This window comes from Actinotignum schaalii, from assembly GCF_028864145.1.
GTDB lineage: Bacteria > Actinomycetota > Actinomycetes > Actinomycetales > Actinomycetaceae > Actinotignum > Actinotignum schaalii_B.
In genome coordinates, this window is sequence record NZ_JARBHJ010000025.1 from 24,365 (window position 1) to 39,314 (window position 14,950).

At 61.6% G+C, this 14,950-nt stretch carries 13 protein-coding genes and 2 tRNA genes; 4 read left to right on the plus strand and 11 right to left on the minus strand.

What is annotated here, in order from left to right:
* Positions 1 to 16: 16 nt before the first annotated feature.
* The 5 genes from PWJ82_RS06385 to PWJ82_RS06405 all read right to left on the minus strand — a co-directional run bounded on the left by PWJ82_RS06385 (position 17) and on the right by PWJ82_RS06405 (position 6,057).
* Positions 17 to 655, minus strand: a complete 639-nt coding sequence (locus PWJ82_RS06385; RefSeq protein ID WP_274735909.1) for a response regulator transcription factor — start codon at positions 653 to 655, stop codon at positions 17 to 19.
* A 50-nt stretch (positions 656 to 705) separates the two neighbouring features.
* Complete coding sequence (locus PWJ82_RS06390) at positions 706 to 1,914, minus strand: sensor histidine kinase (RefSeq protein ID WP_274735891.1); 1,209 nt, start codon at positions 1,912 to 1,914, stop codon at positions 706 to 708.
* Positions 1,915 to 1,992: 78 nt separating this feature from the next.
* The gene (locus PWJ82_RS06395) at positions 1,993 to 2,823 is read right to left on the minus strand and encodes an ABC transporter permease (RefSeq protein ID WP_274735893.1); all 831 of its coding nucleotides are present in this window, start codon (positions 2,821 to 2,823) and stop codon (positions 1,993 to 1,995) included.
* Positions 2,820 to 3,797 (minus strand): ABC transporter ATP-binding protein, encoded by a 978-nt coding sequence (locus PWJ82_RS06400; RefSeq protein ID WP_274735894.1) that lies wholly within the window; start codon positions 3,795 to 3,797, stop codon positions 2,820 to 2,822. The genes PWJ82_RS06395 and PWJ82_RS06400 overlap by 4 nt, the downstream gene beginning before the upstream one ends.
* Before the next feature lie 232 nt (positions 3,798 to 4,029).
* The gene (locus PWJ82_RS06405) at positions 4,030 to 6,057 is read right to left on the minus strand and encodes a M13 family metallopeptidase (protein WP_274735896.1); all 2,028 of its coding nucleotides are present in this window, start codon (positions 6,055 to 6,057) and stop codon (positions 4,030 to 4,032) included.
* A 105-nt stretch (positions 6,058 to 6,162) separates the two neighbouring features.
* Here PWJ82_RS06405 and PWJ82_RS06410 point away from each other — a divergent pair, with 105 nt between their 5' ends.
* Entirely contained in the window at positions 6,163 to 6,609 is a 447-nt protein-coding gene (locus PWJ82_RS06410) for a ribose-5-phosphate isomerase (protein ID WP_274735897.1), read from the plus strand.
* A 7-nt stretch (positions 6,610 to 6,616) separates the two neighbouring features.
* On the opposite strand, the gene epsC is transcribed toward PWJ82_RS06410, so the two are convergent.
* From epsC to PWJ82_RS06430, 4 genes are all read right to left on the minus strand, one after another.
* Positions 6,617 to 7,189, minus strand: coding sequence for a serine O-acetyltransferase EpsC (gene epsC, locus PWJ82_RS06415; RefSeq protein WP_274735898.1), 573 nt, complete (start codon positions 7,187 to 7,189; stop codon positions 6,617 to 6,619).
* A gap of 86 nt (positions 7,190 to 7,275) precedes the next feature.
* Positions 7,276 to 8,208 (minus strand): cysteine synthase A, encoded by a 933-nt coding sequence (cysK, locus tag PWJ82_RS06420; RefSeq protein WP_274735900.1) that lies wholly within the window; start codon positions 8,206 to 8,208, stop codon positions 7,276 to 7,278.
* 126 nt (positions 8,209 to 8,334) lie between these two features.
* The gene (locus PWJ82_RS06425) at positions 8,335 to 8,976 is read right to left on the minus strand and encodes a TetR/AcrR family transcriptional regulator (protein ID WP_274735902.1); all 642 of its coding nucleotides are present in this window, start codon (positions 8,974 to 8,976) and stop codon (positions 8,335 to 8,337) included.
* Positions 8,977 to 9,057: 81 nt separating this feature from the next.
* Positions 9,058 to 9,723 carry an IMPACT family protein gene (locus PWJ82_RS06430; protein WP_274735904.1) on the minus strand — a complete coding sequence of 222 codons (666 nt, stop codon included), beginning with the start codon at positions 9,721 to 9,723 and terminating at the stop codon, positions 9,058 to 9,060.
* Positions 9,724 to 10,047: 324 nt separating this feature from the next.
* Between PWJ82_RS06430 and rpmF the strand changes: the two genes are divergently transcribed.
* Positions 10,048 to 10,212, plus strand: a complete 165-nt coding sequence (rpmF, locus tag PWJ82_RS06435) for a 50S ribosomal protein L32 (RefSeq protein WP_016442420.1) — start codon at positions 10,048 to 10,050, stop codon at positions 10,210 to 10,212.
* 174 nt (positions 10,213 to 10,386) lie between these two features.
* Positions 10,387 to 12,885: a MaoC family dehydratase gene (locus PWJ82_RS06440; RefSeq protein ID WP_274735906.1), complete on the plus strand. Its 2,499-nt coding sequence runs from the start codon at positions 10,387 to 10,389 to the stop codon at positions 12,883 to 12,885.
* Between the two features lie 76 nt (positions 12,886 to 12,961).
* On the opposite strand, the gene PWJ82_RS06445 is transcribed toward PWJ82_RS06440, so the two are convergent.
* Together PWJ82_RS06445 and PWJ82_RS06450 are read right to left on the minus strand one after the other, a co-directional pair.
* Complete coding sequence (locus tag PWJ82_RS06445; protein ID WP_274735907.1) at positions 12,962 to 14,014, minus strand: zinc-dependent alcohol dehydrogenase family protein; 1,053 nt, start codon at positions 14,012 to 14,014, stop codon at positions 12,962 to 12,964.
* Positions 14,015 to 14,348: 334 nt separating this feature from the next.
* A tRNA-Pro gene (locus PWJ82_RS06450) sits at positions 14,349 to 14,422 on the minus strand.
* A 183-nt stretch (positions 14,423 to 14,605) separates the two neighbouring features.
* Between PWJ82_RS06450 and PWJ82_RS06455 the strand changes: the two genes are divergently transcribed.
* Positions 14,606 to 14,679, plus strand: a tRNA-Gly gene (locus PWJ82_RS06455).
* Positions 14,680 to 14,950: the final 271 nt, after the last annotated feature.

Below are 14,950 nucleotides of genomic sequence, written 5' to 3' on the forward strand. Positions count from 1 at the left end.
GCCCGCGGGTGCACTCCTAGATCCACCCGCGGGCCCGGGCGAGCTGCGCCGCCTCGGTACGGGTGCTCGCCCCCGTTTTCCCGATAGCGGCCGAGAGGTGATTGCGCACCGTCCCCTGCGATAAAAACAGTTGCGCTGCCATGCTTTTCACGGTCGCACCGCTGAGCGCCAGCCGCAGCACATCTCCTTCGCGTTCGGTGAGCGGATTGGGCCCCATTTGCAAGGCCTGCGCGGCCAGCTGCGGATCGATAGCGTAGCCGCCGCCGGCAACGGTGCGCAGCGCCGCGGCGAGTTCCTCGGCCGGCGCATCTTTAACAACGAAACCGCGCGCCCCGGCCGCCATAGCACGCTGCAAATACCCGGCACGCCCAAAGGTTGTCACAATAACGACGCCGCAGCCGGCCCCCGCGTCCTGCAGTGCTTGCGCCGCCGCAATTCCATCCACATGCGGCATTTCGATATCGAGGAGCGCAATATCGGCGCAAGTTTCCACCACGGTGGGAACGACGGCGCTGCCATCTTCCAGCTGCGCCACTATCTCGATATCCTCTTCCAGGTTGAGGAGCGCCGCCAATGCTTCGCGCACCATTCGCTGATCATCGGCGATCACCACCCGGATGAGGCGGTGGCGCCCCGTAGTCGTCCCGGTGCTCATTTGCGAGCTGCTGTTGGAGGCCGCACCGTTGCCTAGCTGCGCGGCGTCGTTCATATGCTCACCTCCACACGAGTTCCAGGTTCTAGCTGGCTTATCACCATTGTTCCACCGGCAGCTTCCACGCGCTCGCGCAAGCCGGTCAGTCCGGTACCTGCCGGAGCCCCCGCGGGGATACCTACGCCGTCGTCCTCCACCCGCAAGCGCGTGCCACTCTCCCTTTCCTCAATCGTGATAGTGCAGTTGCGCGCACCCGAATGGCGCACCGTATTCGTAACCGCTTCCCGCACCACCCACGCGAAAAGCTGGGCGGTGAGGAGTGGAAGTTCCGGAGGAGGCGTGACATGCGCGGCGATACGCGCGGAACGGAGCAGTGCGTAGGCGGAATCCAGTTCGGCATTGAGGGTGGGCTGGCGCAGGTCGGTCACGGTGGCCCGCACCGTGTCGATAGCGTCGCGCGAAATTTTGAGACTTTCTTCTAATTCGGCGCGCGCCGCCTCCGGGTTGGTCTCCATGAGTCGCGAGGCCAATTGAGTTTTCACGGTGATGGCGGTCAGCGAATGGCCCAGCACATCATGAACCACGGAGGCCAGTTCGGAACGCTGCTCGGAAAGGATGAGCTCCGCGCGCATCCGCGCGGACCGCGCGGCAAATTCTTCCAGGAACCGCGAGATGAGAATGGGGATCATCGGGATAATAATGCTGCCCAGAAACGCTGCCCACACGAAATCATACGGTGCCCAGATATGGGCCGCCGCTCCGCCCGCGAAACAGAGAAGCCCGCACGGAATCCCGGGTATGAGCGGGAGCGAAAAAATCCATACTGCCGCGACGAAGGGTGCCGTGTAAGCGAAGCCAAAGGGGAAAGGTCGGATAAGTGCCGCGCAGGCAAGCAGCGGAATGCTCCATAACGCGAGGGATGCCCAGCGGGGCCAGGAGGGACGCATATCCGGAAATTGGAAAATCAGAATATATGTCAGTCCAAATCCACAGATTCCCGCGTAACCGAGGCCGCGCTCAAGTGGAGTGAGACTTGGTGTTAGGAGAACTCCAGCGAAAGGAAAGACCAGGAAGATGAGCCAGATCCCGCTGCCGAAGAGCATAGTCAGGCGCTCGCGGCGGGTGGTCGGGGCTGCCGGTATCTGGTTGGCGGTGCGCCACATGCGGTTCAAATAATGGCTGGAGGGAGATGCTGGGGAGGCAGACGGAGCGGTGGAGGCCGCTGAGACGGCGGGAGACGGTGCGGCGGGGGATGGTGCCATAGGACGAGCATAGCGGCCGCGAAGCTCCTCCGCGGCCGCCGCTCGTGCACTGTGCTGTGCTCGCACGTTGGCCGTACCTCAGCGCCGCACCGTCGAACGGCGCAGGGCCAGGAGCGCCAGTGCAGCGAAGATAATCGTCCACACCGCGACGTTTCCGATTGCCCAGGCGAAGGATTCGGTGGGGAGGATCTCCGGCATACCCGGCGTGGCGAAAGCACCGGTAATAATAACCTCCCCGTTCTGAGGCCAGTGGGCCAGTACACCCGCCCCGTAGAAGGGCGTGTACCGGGCCAGCTCCATCATGGCTCCGCTTAGCGGCATAAAGAGATTACCGAGGAAAGCGAGGAGCACCACCACACCGGAGGCAATGGACACCGCGGTCTCGCTGCGAAGCGCCAGGGCAACGGCGAGGCCAAAGAAAGCGAAGGGAAATACGCCTACCAGGCACAGTCCGGCGCTCGCGAGCCAGATTCCGGGGGTATCAAATTGCGCCGTGGTGAGGATACCGAGGAGGAAGGTCGCGCCGATGGGGAGGCAGGCAATGAGGAGGCTGACAATGATTTTGCCCGTCAGGTAGTCCCCGCGGCGCATCCCGGTCAGCGCCAGGTGGCGGCCCCAGCCGCTGTCGTGTTCCACGGCGGCAGCACCCGCCATGGATGTCGCGGCGGTGGCTGCCCCGTAGAGGGCCAGGCTCACCATGACGTAGGCAGCGATGGTGCCGCCGGGAATGTGTTTATCAGTTCCCGGTGAGGCCACCCCGAAAACCGCGAAGATCACGAGGGGGAGGGCGATGAGGAAGATAAGGGAGTCCACCATCCGCAGATTTCGCCAGAGCTCGTGGCGGATATAGGAGAAGAAGATACTGGTGCGGGAACGGGGCGTCGCCGGACTGGTTACGGGAGTGGTCATGAGCGTGCTCCTTCGGGTGCCGCGGCGGCGGGGAAATCGGTTCGAGGCGCGGCCGTGAGGGTGAAGAAAGCATCCTCAAGGCTGGCGGCGGAAATCTGGAGGTGGGAGCCGAGGCCTTCGCCAAGAATCACCGCGGCAAGCCGATCGGAATCAGCCACGGTGAAACGCACCAGGTCACCGTCTCGTTCGACCGTGTCGGCGCCAGTGCGCGAAGCAAGCTCTTCCGGAGTGATAGCGGCCTGCGGATTCCAGGTAACGGTGAGGTGGTGGCGTTGCTGGGCGGTAATCTCGGCAACGCTCCCGTCCGCCACGATGCGCCCGTTATTCATGAGGATGACCCGCTCAGCCATATCTTGGGCTTCCTGGAGGTAGTGGGTGGCGAAGATGATGGTGCGTCCGCGGGCGGCGTCGGCCCGAATATGCTCCCAGAAGTCACGGCGCGCCGTGGCATCCAGCCCCGCGGTGGGCTCATCGAGGATAAGCAGCTCCGGGTCGGATAGCAGTGCGGCACCGAAGCGGATGCGTTGGATTTGCCCGCCGGAGCATTTGGCAATTTTCCGGGAGGCGAAATCGCTCATGCCGGCGCGTTCAATAACGTCGCTCACCGGGAGGTGGAAGGGGAGACAATCGGCAAGGAAATGGAGAGTTTCCGCGGCGGTGAGATCACGGAGCATTCCACCGGTCTGCAACATGGCCCCGATGCGCCCGGTGAGGGCCGGGGAGCCGGGAGTCTGGCCGAGAACTTCAAGGGTGCCGCGGCTGGGTTTGGTGAAGCCGAGAACCATATCGAGGAGCGTGGTTTTCCCGGCACCGTTGGGGCCGAGGATCGCCACGATCTCCCCGGTAGTGATCGTGAGCGACAGATGATCCACAGCGTGCACGTTCCCGAAAGAACGGCTGAGGGCGCGGGCCGCGACAGCGGGGTGCGCGGTAGGGACCGGATGGGGCGGGTTGGCCCCGGGGGTTATGTTCATGCCATCAGTGTAAAAATGAGCGACGGGGCACCGGAACTGCCAAGAATCACCACTTCCTCATGACAGATGTCATGGATAAGTGGGCCTGGTCAGTCCGGCACCCCGCCGCCGTTACGCCGTGGCACCTAGGCGCGCGTTAGCGCCGGCGTCGTACTATTTCGGCCGTGCGTACGGAATAGTGCCTATGCACGATTGCCGCGCACGCGAATGCCGTATGTACGAAAGAGCGCTTTTACCAAATACGCACGCGCTCTTCCGGGGCGAGGTAAAGGCCATCTCCCTCTTCCAAGCCGAAAGCTTGCGCGAAGGCGTCGATATTCTTCACGGTGCCGTTGCAGCGGAATTCGGACGGGGAATGCGGGTCGATGGCGATGAGCTGGCGGGCCCATTCGTCGCGGTTCTTCCCCTGCCAGATCTTGGCGAAGGACAGGAAGACACGTTGAGCGCCGGTGTAGCCGTCAATCACCGGAGCGCTTTCCAGGGTGAGGCCCTCGCGTTTCAGGTGGATCTCATAAGCCTTGAGCGCGATGGACAGGCCGCCCAAATCCCCGATGTTTTCACCCTGGGTGAGTTCACCGTTGACATGGAAAGCCTCATCACCGTTCAACTGGGCCGGAATATAGGAATTGAATTGCGCGATAAGAGCCGCGGTGCGCTTCTCAAATTCGGCGCGGTCCTCATCAGTCCACCAATTGTTGAGGGAGCCGTCCGCATCAAACTTCGAGCCCTGGTCATCGAAACCGTGCCCGATTTCGTGGCCGATAACCGCACCAATACCCCCGTAATTGAAGGCGGCATCGCGATCCTGCTCGAAGAAAGGCCATTGCAAAATAGCGGCGGGGAATACAATCTCATTCCACTGCGGGTTGTAGTAGGCGTTGACTGTTTGCGGATTCATATGCCATTCGCTGCGGTCAACTTCCTTGCCGAGCTTCGCGATGCTTTCCTCTACCTCAAATTCGCAGGCCGCGCGAATATTGGCCAGCAGATCCGCGCCGATCTGCATGGAGGAATAATCCTTCCACTTTTCGGGGTAGCCGATCTTCGGGGCGAAAGTATCCAGCTTGGCCAGGGCGCGCTCCTTGGTGGCATCGCTCATCCAGTCAAGATCCCGGATGGAGAGACGGTAGGCATCCAGGAGATCCGCGACCAGTTGATCCATGGTGGCCTTGTGTTCGGGCGGGAAATAGGAGGCCACGTAGAGCTGGCCCACTGCCTCACCGAGCACTCCGTTGACCAGCTGCACCGCACGCTTCCAACGGTCACGTTGCTGGGTGGTACCCGCGAGCACCTTGCCGTAGAAATCGAAATTCTTCGCGTCGATCACTTCGGGCAGGTAGGAAGCACGCGCGAGCAGAATGCGCCAGCGGGTGTATTCCTTCAAGGTGTCCAGCGAGGTTTCTTCCCACAGCTGTGCGGCGGCCTGCAGCGCCTGCGGAGTGGTCACAATAATGGTGCCGAGCTCATCGGGATCATAACCGATGGCACGCAACGCGGTGGCCCAGGGGAATTGCGGGGCCGAGGCCACGAAATCCGCGAAGGACATCGGATTATTGACCTTATCCATATCCCGGGCATCGGTGCGGCTCATATGCGCGGCGGCGAGTTTCGTTTCCATATCGATGACACGCGTGGCGGCAGCCGTGATGGCAGTGCTGGGCGCGGTGGTTTTTTCATCAAAAGCAAGCTGGGCCAGTTGCGGCACAAAATCCCGGTAAGCGCTCAAAACCGGAGCGAATTGCGCTTCACGGTAATAGGCTTCATCCGGTAATCCCAGGCCGGACTGGCCGATGGAAAATTCGTTCACATTGGGATTGGCCAGGCTGGGGGATACATCCACCCCAAAGAAGCTATCCACCCTGGTGCGCATGAGCGCACCGATCACGCGGGCAAGATCTTCCTTGGTTTCCGCACTAGCCACCGGGTCAAGATCAGCGGCGAGGGGAGCGGTGCCCTTCTCATTAATCGCAGCGGTATCAACGAAAGAACGGTAGAGAGCCACTACCTTCGCGAGGGAATCCGCCGGAACGCTTAGGGTGGAATCCGCGGCGGCCGTATCATCAGCTGCCTTCTCAATGAGCTCACGTACATGAAGCTCAGCCTCATCACGCAGATCGATAAAGGAACCCACCGACACCTGATCGGCCGGAATTTCCTTCTCACGCAACCAGGTGCCATTGACGGCACGGAAAAGATCATCCTGGGGGCGCACCGAAGTATCGGCGCCCGAAAGTACAGCATGCAAAGCAGTATCAGTCATGTGTCCAGGGTAGTGGACGCCTACGACACTTTAAATAGCGCATCGCCACCGGCGCACCACCCCGAAGTAAAAGTGACAAGCGGCACAATAGGATAGGATGGCTGCATGCGAGTACATATTGGAACAGATCATGCCGGTTTCGAGCTCAAGGAATTCCTGGTGGAGAAGCTCGAAGAGAGTGGCTACGAAGTGGTGGACCACGGCGCCAAAACCTATGACGCGCTCGATGATTACCCCGCCCCGTGCATTGCCTGCGGGCAGGGCGTTGTAGACGACGCCGGGTCGCTGGGCATCGTGCTGGGTGGCTCCGGAAACGGCGAGCAGATTTCGGCGAATAAGGTGCGCGGGGTGCGCGCCATCCTCGCCTGGAATGAGGATACGGCCAAGCTCGGGCGCGAACACAATAATGCCAATGTCATTTCCATTGGTGCGCGCCAGCACACCCCGGATGAAGCCTGGAACCTGGTCAAGCTTTTCCTGGAGACGCCCTTCAGTGAAGATGAGCGCCACCAGCGCCGCATCGACCAGATCGCGCGGTACGAAGGCGCCTAAAAAGACCCTAAATATATATTGCCGGGTCAATGAGTGGTTCGTGATGGGCCGGGGTGCGTACCCGCGCGGGGATTCCCACCGCGGTCGCTTCCGCCGGCACATCATGAACGACGACGGCGTTAGCGCCCACCTGGGAACCGTCCCCAATGTGGACAGGGCCGAGTATTTTCGCGCCTGCCCCCACCATGACACCATTTCCCAAGGTGGGATGGCGTTTGACCGGTTCGGCTGATGACCCACCCAGGGTCACCCCGTGGTAGATCATGCAATCATCACCGATCTCCGCGGTTTCCCCGATCACCACACCCATGCCGTGGTCAATGAAGAAACGGCGGCCAATGTGGGCACCGGGGTGGATTTCCACCCCGGTGAGCAACCGGGTGGCTTGGGAGAGGAGACGTGCTGGCAGCCTGAGCCGCGGCGTTGCCTCCCACATCGCGTGCGCCAACCGGTGCCCCCATACGGCATGCACGCCGGAGTAAGCCAGTACCACTTCCAAGCGGGAACGCGCCGCCGGATCGTGCCGGCGCGCTGTATCAATATCTTCCCGCATCATCCGGAGTGCTCGAGATAAACCCATAGGCTCTACTCTAGCCGGCCGTCCGCGCCGTGGGCTCATCCCCCCCCGCGCCAGGTTGGCCTGCGTCGTCGTACCGGTATCTCCCACTAGTCGCGGTAGGGATCGAAAAGGGGAGTGGAAGCGTAGCGCTCACCGAAATCGGGGATGATCACGACGATGCGCTTCCCGGCAGCTTCCTCGCGCCCCGCGACCTCGAGGGCGGCCTGGAGCGCGGCGCCTCCGGAAATCCCCAGCAGCAGGCCTTCGGAGGTAGCAGCGGCGCGGGCCACCTCGAGTGCCTTCGCGGTGGGAACCGGGATGACTTCGTTGTAGAGCTTGGTGTCGAGCACCTCGGGCACGAAATTCGCTCCGATACCCTGGATGCCGTGCGAACCGGCGCGACCTTCGGAGAGCAGTGGCGATTCGGCCGGCTCCACCGCGATGATTTTCACGTCCGGATTGTGACGGCGCAGCGCGTGCCCCGCCCCGGTAATGGTGCCCCCGGTGCCGATACCGGCAACAAAGTAATCCACCTTGCCTTCGGTATCCGCCCAGATTTCCTCACCCGTGGTCTTTTCGTGAATGGCAGGGTTGGCGATGTTCGTGAACTGGCTGGCCAGAATTGCGTTCTCGGTAGTTGCCACGATTTCTTCGGCGCGTGCCACCGCCCCGCGCATGCCTTCCTTCGGATCGGTCAGCTCCAAGCGAGCCCCGAAAGCACGCAGCAGCATGCGCCGTTCCACCGACATGGAAGCTGGCATTGTCAAAATAACCTTGTAACCGCGCGCGGCACCCACCCAGGCCAGGCCGATCCCGGTATTCCCGGACGTGCCCTCCACAATGGTGCCGCCGGGGCGCAATGCGCCGGACTTTTCCGCGGCGTCGATAATGGCAACCGCCACCCGGTCTTTTACCGAATTGGCGGGATTGTAAAACTCAAGCTTGGCGAGGACTTCCGCGGAGCTGCCCTCCGCGAGCGTATTGATACGGACGAGGGGCGTGTGCCCCACAAGTTCAGTAGCGTCATTGAAAATGGTCATATTTTCCTCCTCGGGTACGCTAACGCCGCTGCGAGCTATCTTGTTCCCGCTGCTCCATAGTATTTTCTGGAGCGCAAGCGGATACGCGTGGCCCGAGATGTGGATAGACCTGGGCAGATACCCCGGCTAATCACGGGAAGTGGTAGCCGATTCCCGCGCGCGGCGCTCGGCTTCCGCAGCGAAAGCTGGAATGAGGAAATCGAGTTTGGTATCGAGGTTGGCCCGGTCGCGCCATTTCAGGCGGGAGAACAATACGATATTTCCGCGGGTGGGCTGGGCAATATCGGCATCATCTTTGACGTTATTAAACGAAGCGGCCGCCGCGTGGGTGGCCATAATGATATTGGTTACGGTGTCCACCGCGAGTAACCCAATTTCGACATCCCAGCCCGCGATATCTTCGAGCGCATTAATAAGGGCGTTGAGGTGCGGGGCGATAAAGCGTGAAGTGGCGGAAAACTGCACGAAAAGCAGATCTAGCCCCGGATGGCTATCCATGAGCTTCCACACTTTATTCGCATAATCACGTAGCAAGGCATCTGCGCTATCCCCTTCCGGTGCGGGATATTCGCTCGAGACGCGCGCCAGGCACGCTTCCATGAGGTCTTCGCGGCTTTTGAAAAGACGATAGAGAGCTGAAGTTGCTACGCCGAGTTTCTCGGCGACCTGGCCGAGTGTGAACCGATCCAAACCGATATCGAAGACTGCGTCGATTGCATCATCGGCAGTGAAAGTCGGTTTGGGGCCGGTTTTCTTGTGCGTCCGCAAGGGGCTTCTCATGGCATCACCGCATTCAGTGGTTGACGTGTGTCGATACGGCACAGCACGATGCGGCCGTTTTTGTTTATTTTAACTCTTTAGAGGAGTTGCGTCATGTTTATCCAGGTAGGGGACCTCGATAATTGCGTCATCAATTTGTACGACGCCGACATTCCCCGCGGACAACTCTGCCATCATAGCGGCCAGGGCTGTTCCGCGCTCAGTGGATATGCGCAGTTCAACACCGTGGTCGTGGTACTCCACTTCGGGGTTGAAACCGGCGCTCGAGAAAGCCGCAACATATTTGCCGGCATCGGAATGGGGGAGGGAAGCCTGGTAACGGGGCACAATGCGCCGTTCCACCAGTTGGGCCTGGCCGAGAGCTTGGGTGACAGAATCCGAATACGCCCGCACCAGTCCTCCTGTTCCCAGCAGCGTTCCCCCAAAATATCGAGTGACTACGGCAACGACGTCGGTAATCCCTGCGCCGAGGAGGGTGTCGAGCATGGGGCGTCCGGCGGTGCCGGAGGGTTCACCATCATCAGAAGAACGGTGTATCGGAGCACTTCCGGGGATAGACACCACGTAGGCGCTGCAATGGTGGCGGGCATCGGGGAAACGCCGCTTTTCGCCGTCAATCACGGCGCGCGCCTCCGCCTCGGTGGAAACCCGCGCCAGCACCGTAATAAAACGAGAACGCTTGATCTCAAGTTCGGTTTCGTAGCGCGCCCCGGCCTCTAAAAGCACATCCGACATATCGGTATTCTCTCATCACCGGTGCCTATACGGGGCGCGAGGGGCCGTTCCTGGGGTACGCGCCCCGCGGTGCTGCACCGTGCCCGCCATCCTCGCCGTGACGCACCGTGCCCGCCGTGCCGCACCGTGCCCGGCGTGCCGCACCATGCCGTGTCTGGTGACGGTGATGCTTGATATCTCACACGTGCGGTCTGGCGCGGCGAGGAGATGATGAGGTAGACTCATTCGCTGTGTGTTATTGAAGCGTCCCCAGTGATGCTGATATACACGAAGATTCGTAGCGGCTGCGCAGGGCGGCCCGGAAAGTAGAGAGGAGCGGTTGACATGGCAGTACCTAAGCGCAAGATGTCCCGCAGCAACACCCGCTCTCGTCGCTCCCAGTGGAAGGCCGAGCTCACCGAGCTCCAGACCGTCCGCGTGCGGGGCCGCGAAGTGCGCATCCCGCGCAAGCTGGCCAAGGCTTACAAGAAGGGGCTGCTCTCGGACTAAGTCCGTGGGAAACTCAAGCTTGCATACCCTCGTGAGGTTACCTCACGAGGGTATTTTTGTGTTGTAGTGCCGCCACGGGGCCACGGGACAACTCCAAGTCTGACTGCTGGCGTGCTGCCGGCAGGAGAGCGGCTGTTTTCCTAAAATGGAAGAGACACCGACGAAAGGGGCCCCATGCAAACCCGTCGCTACGCCGCCATTCTTGCTGCCGCTGCCCGTCAAAAACTCAGCCGCCGCGCCGTTCCCCACGCTAATGAGCTGCCGCGGGTAAAAGTCCACGCGGTTGCCGAGCGCGCCGTGGGGGAAACAATTGCGCGTTTCGCCGGTGGGGGCGTGGGCGGGCACGCCCCGGCCGCATTACTGCACCAACTATGCCTAGGCCCCACTCTCGATATTCTTGCCGATACGCGCCTGCCCCTGGTGGCCACCGGTGCTGTTATCACTGACCTACGGTGGGAAATTCTCAGCCCCGTACCTTTTGGCCGCCCGCTTACGGTGCGGGCATTGGTCGCCAGTTTCGAGCGCGATGATCAAGGTACGGCGCTGCGCATTGTTGCGGATATTTTGTACGACGGCGCAGTATGTTACCGGGAAAACGCCCGTTATTTGGACCGGGGCAGCACCGGGAGCCCCGCCCGCGTGCTCGGAGAAGTGCCGCAGTCCGAGGACGGCGCGCAGTCGGGGACCGGCGCATCACCCGCACCGGCAGTCCATGGCGAGCCGTCCGCGCCATCTGCGCCGTCGGCGCCGTTAGCACCGTCTTTCCCCGGCACCGTGCTGGATTTCCGTGCCGAATTCGGGGTGGATGAGAACGGGCATCTGCGCTACGCCAGTCCTTATGCCCTCGCCGAGCGGCGCTTTACCGCCACGGATGCGCGCCATTGGGCCCGCCTGACCGGAGATATCAACCCGATCCACCTCTCCGGAGCCACCGCGCGCCTCTTCGGCTTTAGCGGGGCCGTGCTTCACGGTGCCGCTACCGATGCTTGGGCCTGCGGCCAGCTCGGCGTGCGCGGGGATGCACCGGGACGCGGGGAGGTCACTTTCCGTGCGCCCCTGGTGCTGCCCCAAAAAGTGGTGCTGCGCGCCGTCGGGGAAGAAGGCACCGTCGCCGTTGTAGAGGAACGCACGGGCCGCGACCTCGTCCACCTGCGCTACACCAGCCCGGAATTACACGAAGCTCAGGCCGGCATCGTGCTCCCTGTCCGTGAAGGGAGACCTTCGAGCACCGCGGTTTCACGCGGCATGGTGGAAGTCTTTGCGGAGGGCGATACCGCGCTTGCCACCGCCCTTGAGGAAGCTATCCCATGGCGGCGCACGTACCGTGAGCCCTACGTGCAGCTGACCCGCATTGACGATCCGGCCCACGGGGCGCAGGTGGCGCGCACCGGATTGGACTTCGTGCACCATACGCTCACCTTGCATGACGGTACGCCGCTAGCTGAGCTACGCCCGCGCGCGGGGGCGCCCCGGGGTGAAATTGTCCGGGGGACCACGGTGCCGTGCCCCTTCACCGTGCCTTTCCGAGGCCGGGAGATTCCGGAACACCTGCGCGGGGCAACCCGCAGGGACGCCCGCGGGGAATACGTGTACTTGAGTGGCGCTGAGCTCCTGGAGCACCTCGCGCTGTGGGAAGAGCAGGGGCGGGTGCGGCCGGGGGTGTTGACCGCGCTCACCGAGGTGGTGGAGAACCCGGAGATGATGCGTCTGGAGGGGCGCACCGTGGCGGTGCTCGGTGCCGGAGCGGAGCTTTCGCCCGCACCCACGCTGCTGGCCACCGGCGCGCGGGTGGCGGGAGTGGGGCGCAGCGAGTCGCGCCGTATGCGCACCCTCCGCGCCCGGGCTCTGGAAGCTGCCGGAGACCTGCATATTGCACCCCCGGGTTTCGGCGATGTGACCGCCGCTCCGGATGCGGTGGCAGGTTGGCTCCTCTCGCTGCCCGGTGACCTCGTGGTGGTGGATACCCTTTACGCGCCCGGATATAAATTCCTGCTGGTGGAAGCGGGAGCGGACGCCGTGCTGCGCATGGTGGGCGAAGAAAACGACGCCGCTTTTGCCTGGTACGGTTCACCTACGGATGCCTACCCGATTCCGGGGAACGACGCCGCAGCGGCTGGCGCCGCTGAACTTCCCGGCGGACGGGTCTCCCGAACGGCGATCCGCAGCTGGGCGAAACTTTCCGGGGCGCGGCCCGCTCGCGAGGGCGGCGTCGTTAATCTGCTCCAAGATATCCAGGGCCCCAATTACGCGGCCGCGAAACGCATCGGGCGATGGCGTGCCACCGTGGAACGGGAAGCCGGCCGCACTATTTCCTACACTATTGCGCCGATGTCCCGCACCGAATCAGTGCTCATTTCCCAGCCGCTGCGTGCTGGGTACGCCGGCCTGGAACGGCTGGGATACCCGCCCCTTGCCGCGGATACCGCAGCGGCTCTGCTCGCTGGTCTTCTGGTGTGGGACCTGCACCATCCGGAGGCCACTGCTTCCTCCACCAGTTTCCTGACCGACCGGGCCCTGGATGGCGGGCTCCTCTCCATTCCCTACCAGCCCAATGACCTGGCCGGGCTCGCGCTCCTGAGCGGGGCGGAGAAACTCTTCGTGCGCCACCACGGCCCTACGGCCGGGCGCTTACGGGAGCGCCCGGCCGTAGGGGATGCGTCCTCGGGCTACTGAACGAGGGAAGGCTGTTAGGAGCCCGAGGACAGTTCTGGTGGTTTGAGGGGACAGACTACATTAGTGGGAAGTTGGTTTAGTGGATGAGAACCTTGAGGGCGTTAGTATCCGAGGCGTGCATGAACGCCTCGTAGGCTTCCATAATGTCCTCGAAGGCGAATTCGTGGGTGACGAACTTGTCGGCGGGTAGCTTCTTCGCGGCCACCAACTTGAGCAGCATTTCCAGGGTATTGGTCGAAACCAGACCCATAGAAATATTGATATTGGCGATCCATAGCTTGTCGATCGGCAGGTTAACCGGTTTGCCGTGCACGCCCACATTGGCAACGTGGCCGCCCGGGCGCACGATCTGGAGGCAGGTATCGAAGGTAGCGGGTACGCCCACCGCCTCGATGGCGACGTCGACACCTAAACCATCGGTCAGGGCCATAACCTGCTCCTTCCAATCGGCGGAGCCGTTATTGACCGTGTGGGTGGCGCCGAAATCACGGGCGCGATCCAGGCGCTTATCATCCAGGTCAATGGCGATGACCTTGGCCGGCCCGTACAGGCGCGCCGTCATCACTGCCGCCAACCCCACGGGACCCGAGCCGATCACCGCGACAACATCGCCCGGCTTGACCTTGCCGTTTTGCACCCCAATTTCGAAACCGGTGGGAAGAATATCGGAGAGGAGAATACCCTCCGCATCACTCACACCTTCCGGAATCTTGTACACGGAATTCTCCGCGAAGGGCACGCGCACGTATTCGGCTTGGGTTCCGTCAATCATGTAGCCGAAGATCCAACCAACGCCGGGCAGACCTTCGGGATCCATGCAGTGGGCGTACATGCCTTCGCGGCAGTAGGAGCAATGCCCGCAGGAGCTCACGCAGGAGAGAATCACCCGGTCGCCGACCTTGAGATTTGTCACGTTCGAGCCAACTTCGGTGATGCGGCCAATTCCCTCGTGGCCCAGAATGCGCCCGGGTTCCACTTCCGGGGTGTCACCCTTGAGGATGTGGAGGTCCGTACCGCAGATCGTGGTTGCTTCCATCTTGACGATGATGTCGGTGGGCTGCTGGATTTGCGGGTCGGGAACTTCTTTCCATTCCTTAATTCCCGGACCTCCGTAGACAAGAGCCTTCATATTTTTCTCCTCATTGAGTAGCTCTGGTGAGTGCGGTGCCGTGACTGGCGCCACGTAACCCAATCTAGCGGGACGAAAGGCCTATGGAAAGGGTGTGCTGCGGTAAGTTGTGTAAGTTTGATCACGCGGGTGCTTTATAAGAATTACGTGAAAATATGCGGAAAAGTCGGTGGTGTGGGGGTTGGAATGGAGTGGGGTAGGTGTTGGAGTGGGGCGTATCAATCAAGGACGTACGTCCTGGCTGGGTTGGATTTTGCGGGAATTGTGCGGCGGAGCTGGCGGCGGCGTCGTTCGTGAAATGTGGCGAGGTGGCACTGGACGAAACGTCGCACGGTCGGGACGGCGGGACTTGAACCCGCGACCCCCCGCTCCCAAAGCGGGTGCGCTACCAAACTGCGCCACGTCCCGTACTGGTTGTATGTACGTTGCCGTGCGCCGAAAACTGAAGGCTGCCGGCCGCACCTAAGCAACGTGCCTAGTGTAATAGATTCCGGCCGGCGATGCCCACGCCGCAGGAGAGTGCCATCGGAGTGGAAGTCTTGGGGGTGGGATGGTATTCTCTTCGGGTAGCGTTCGCGCAAGCGTGCGTGTGCGAGTGTAGTTTAGTGGTAAAACCTCAGCCTTCCAAGCTGATGATGGGAGTTCGATTCTCCTCACTCGCTCCATTTTTCTGCGATAGCCAGGCTAAATGTTTCTCACTGCTCAGTGGCGTTTTCTATCGTGTCTTTTATTACCGTGTCTAAATAAGGAAATGGCCCACTTTTACCATAATGCTTTCAATATGTAGGTATTCTTTAATAATGATTGCACCTATGTCGTTGGGATCGGGTTAATAGACAAAAATAGTTGCTAATGACGGCGTGTCGTTAGCTCCCGATCCGGCCTTTACGGATGTTTAGACCGTCTTCCCACGGGCGCTCCATGTTGATATGGGTA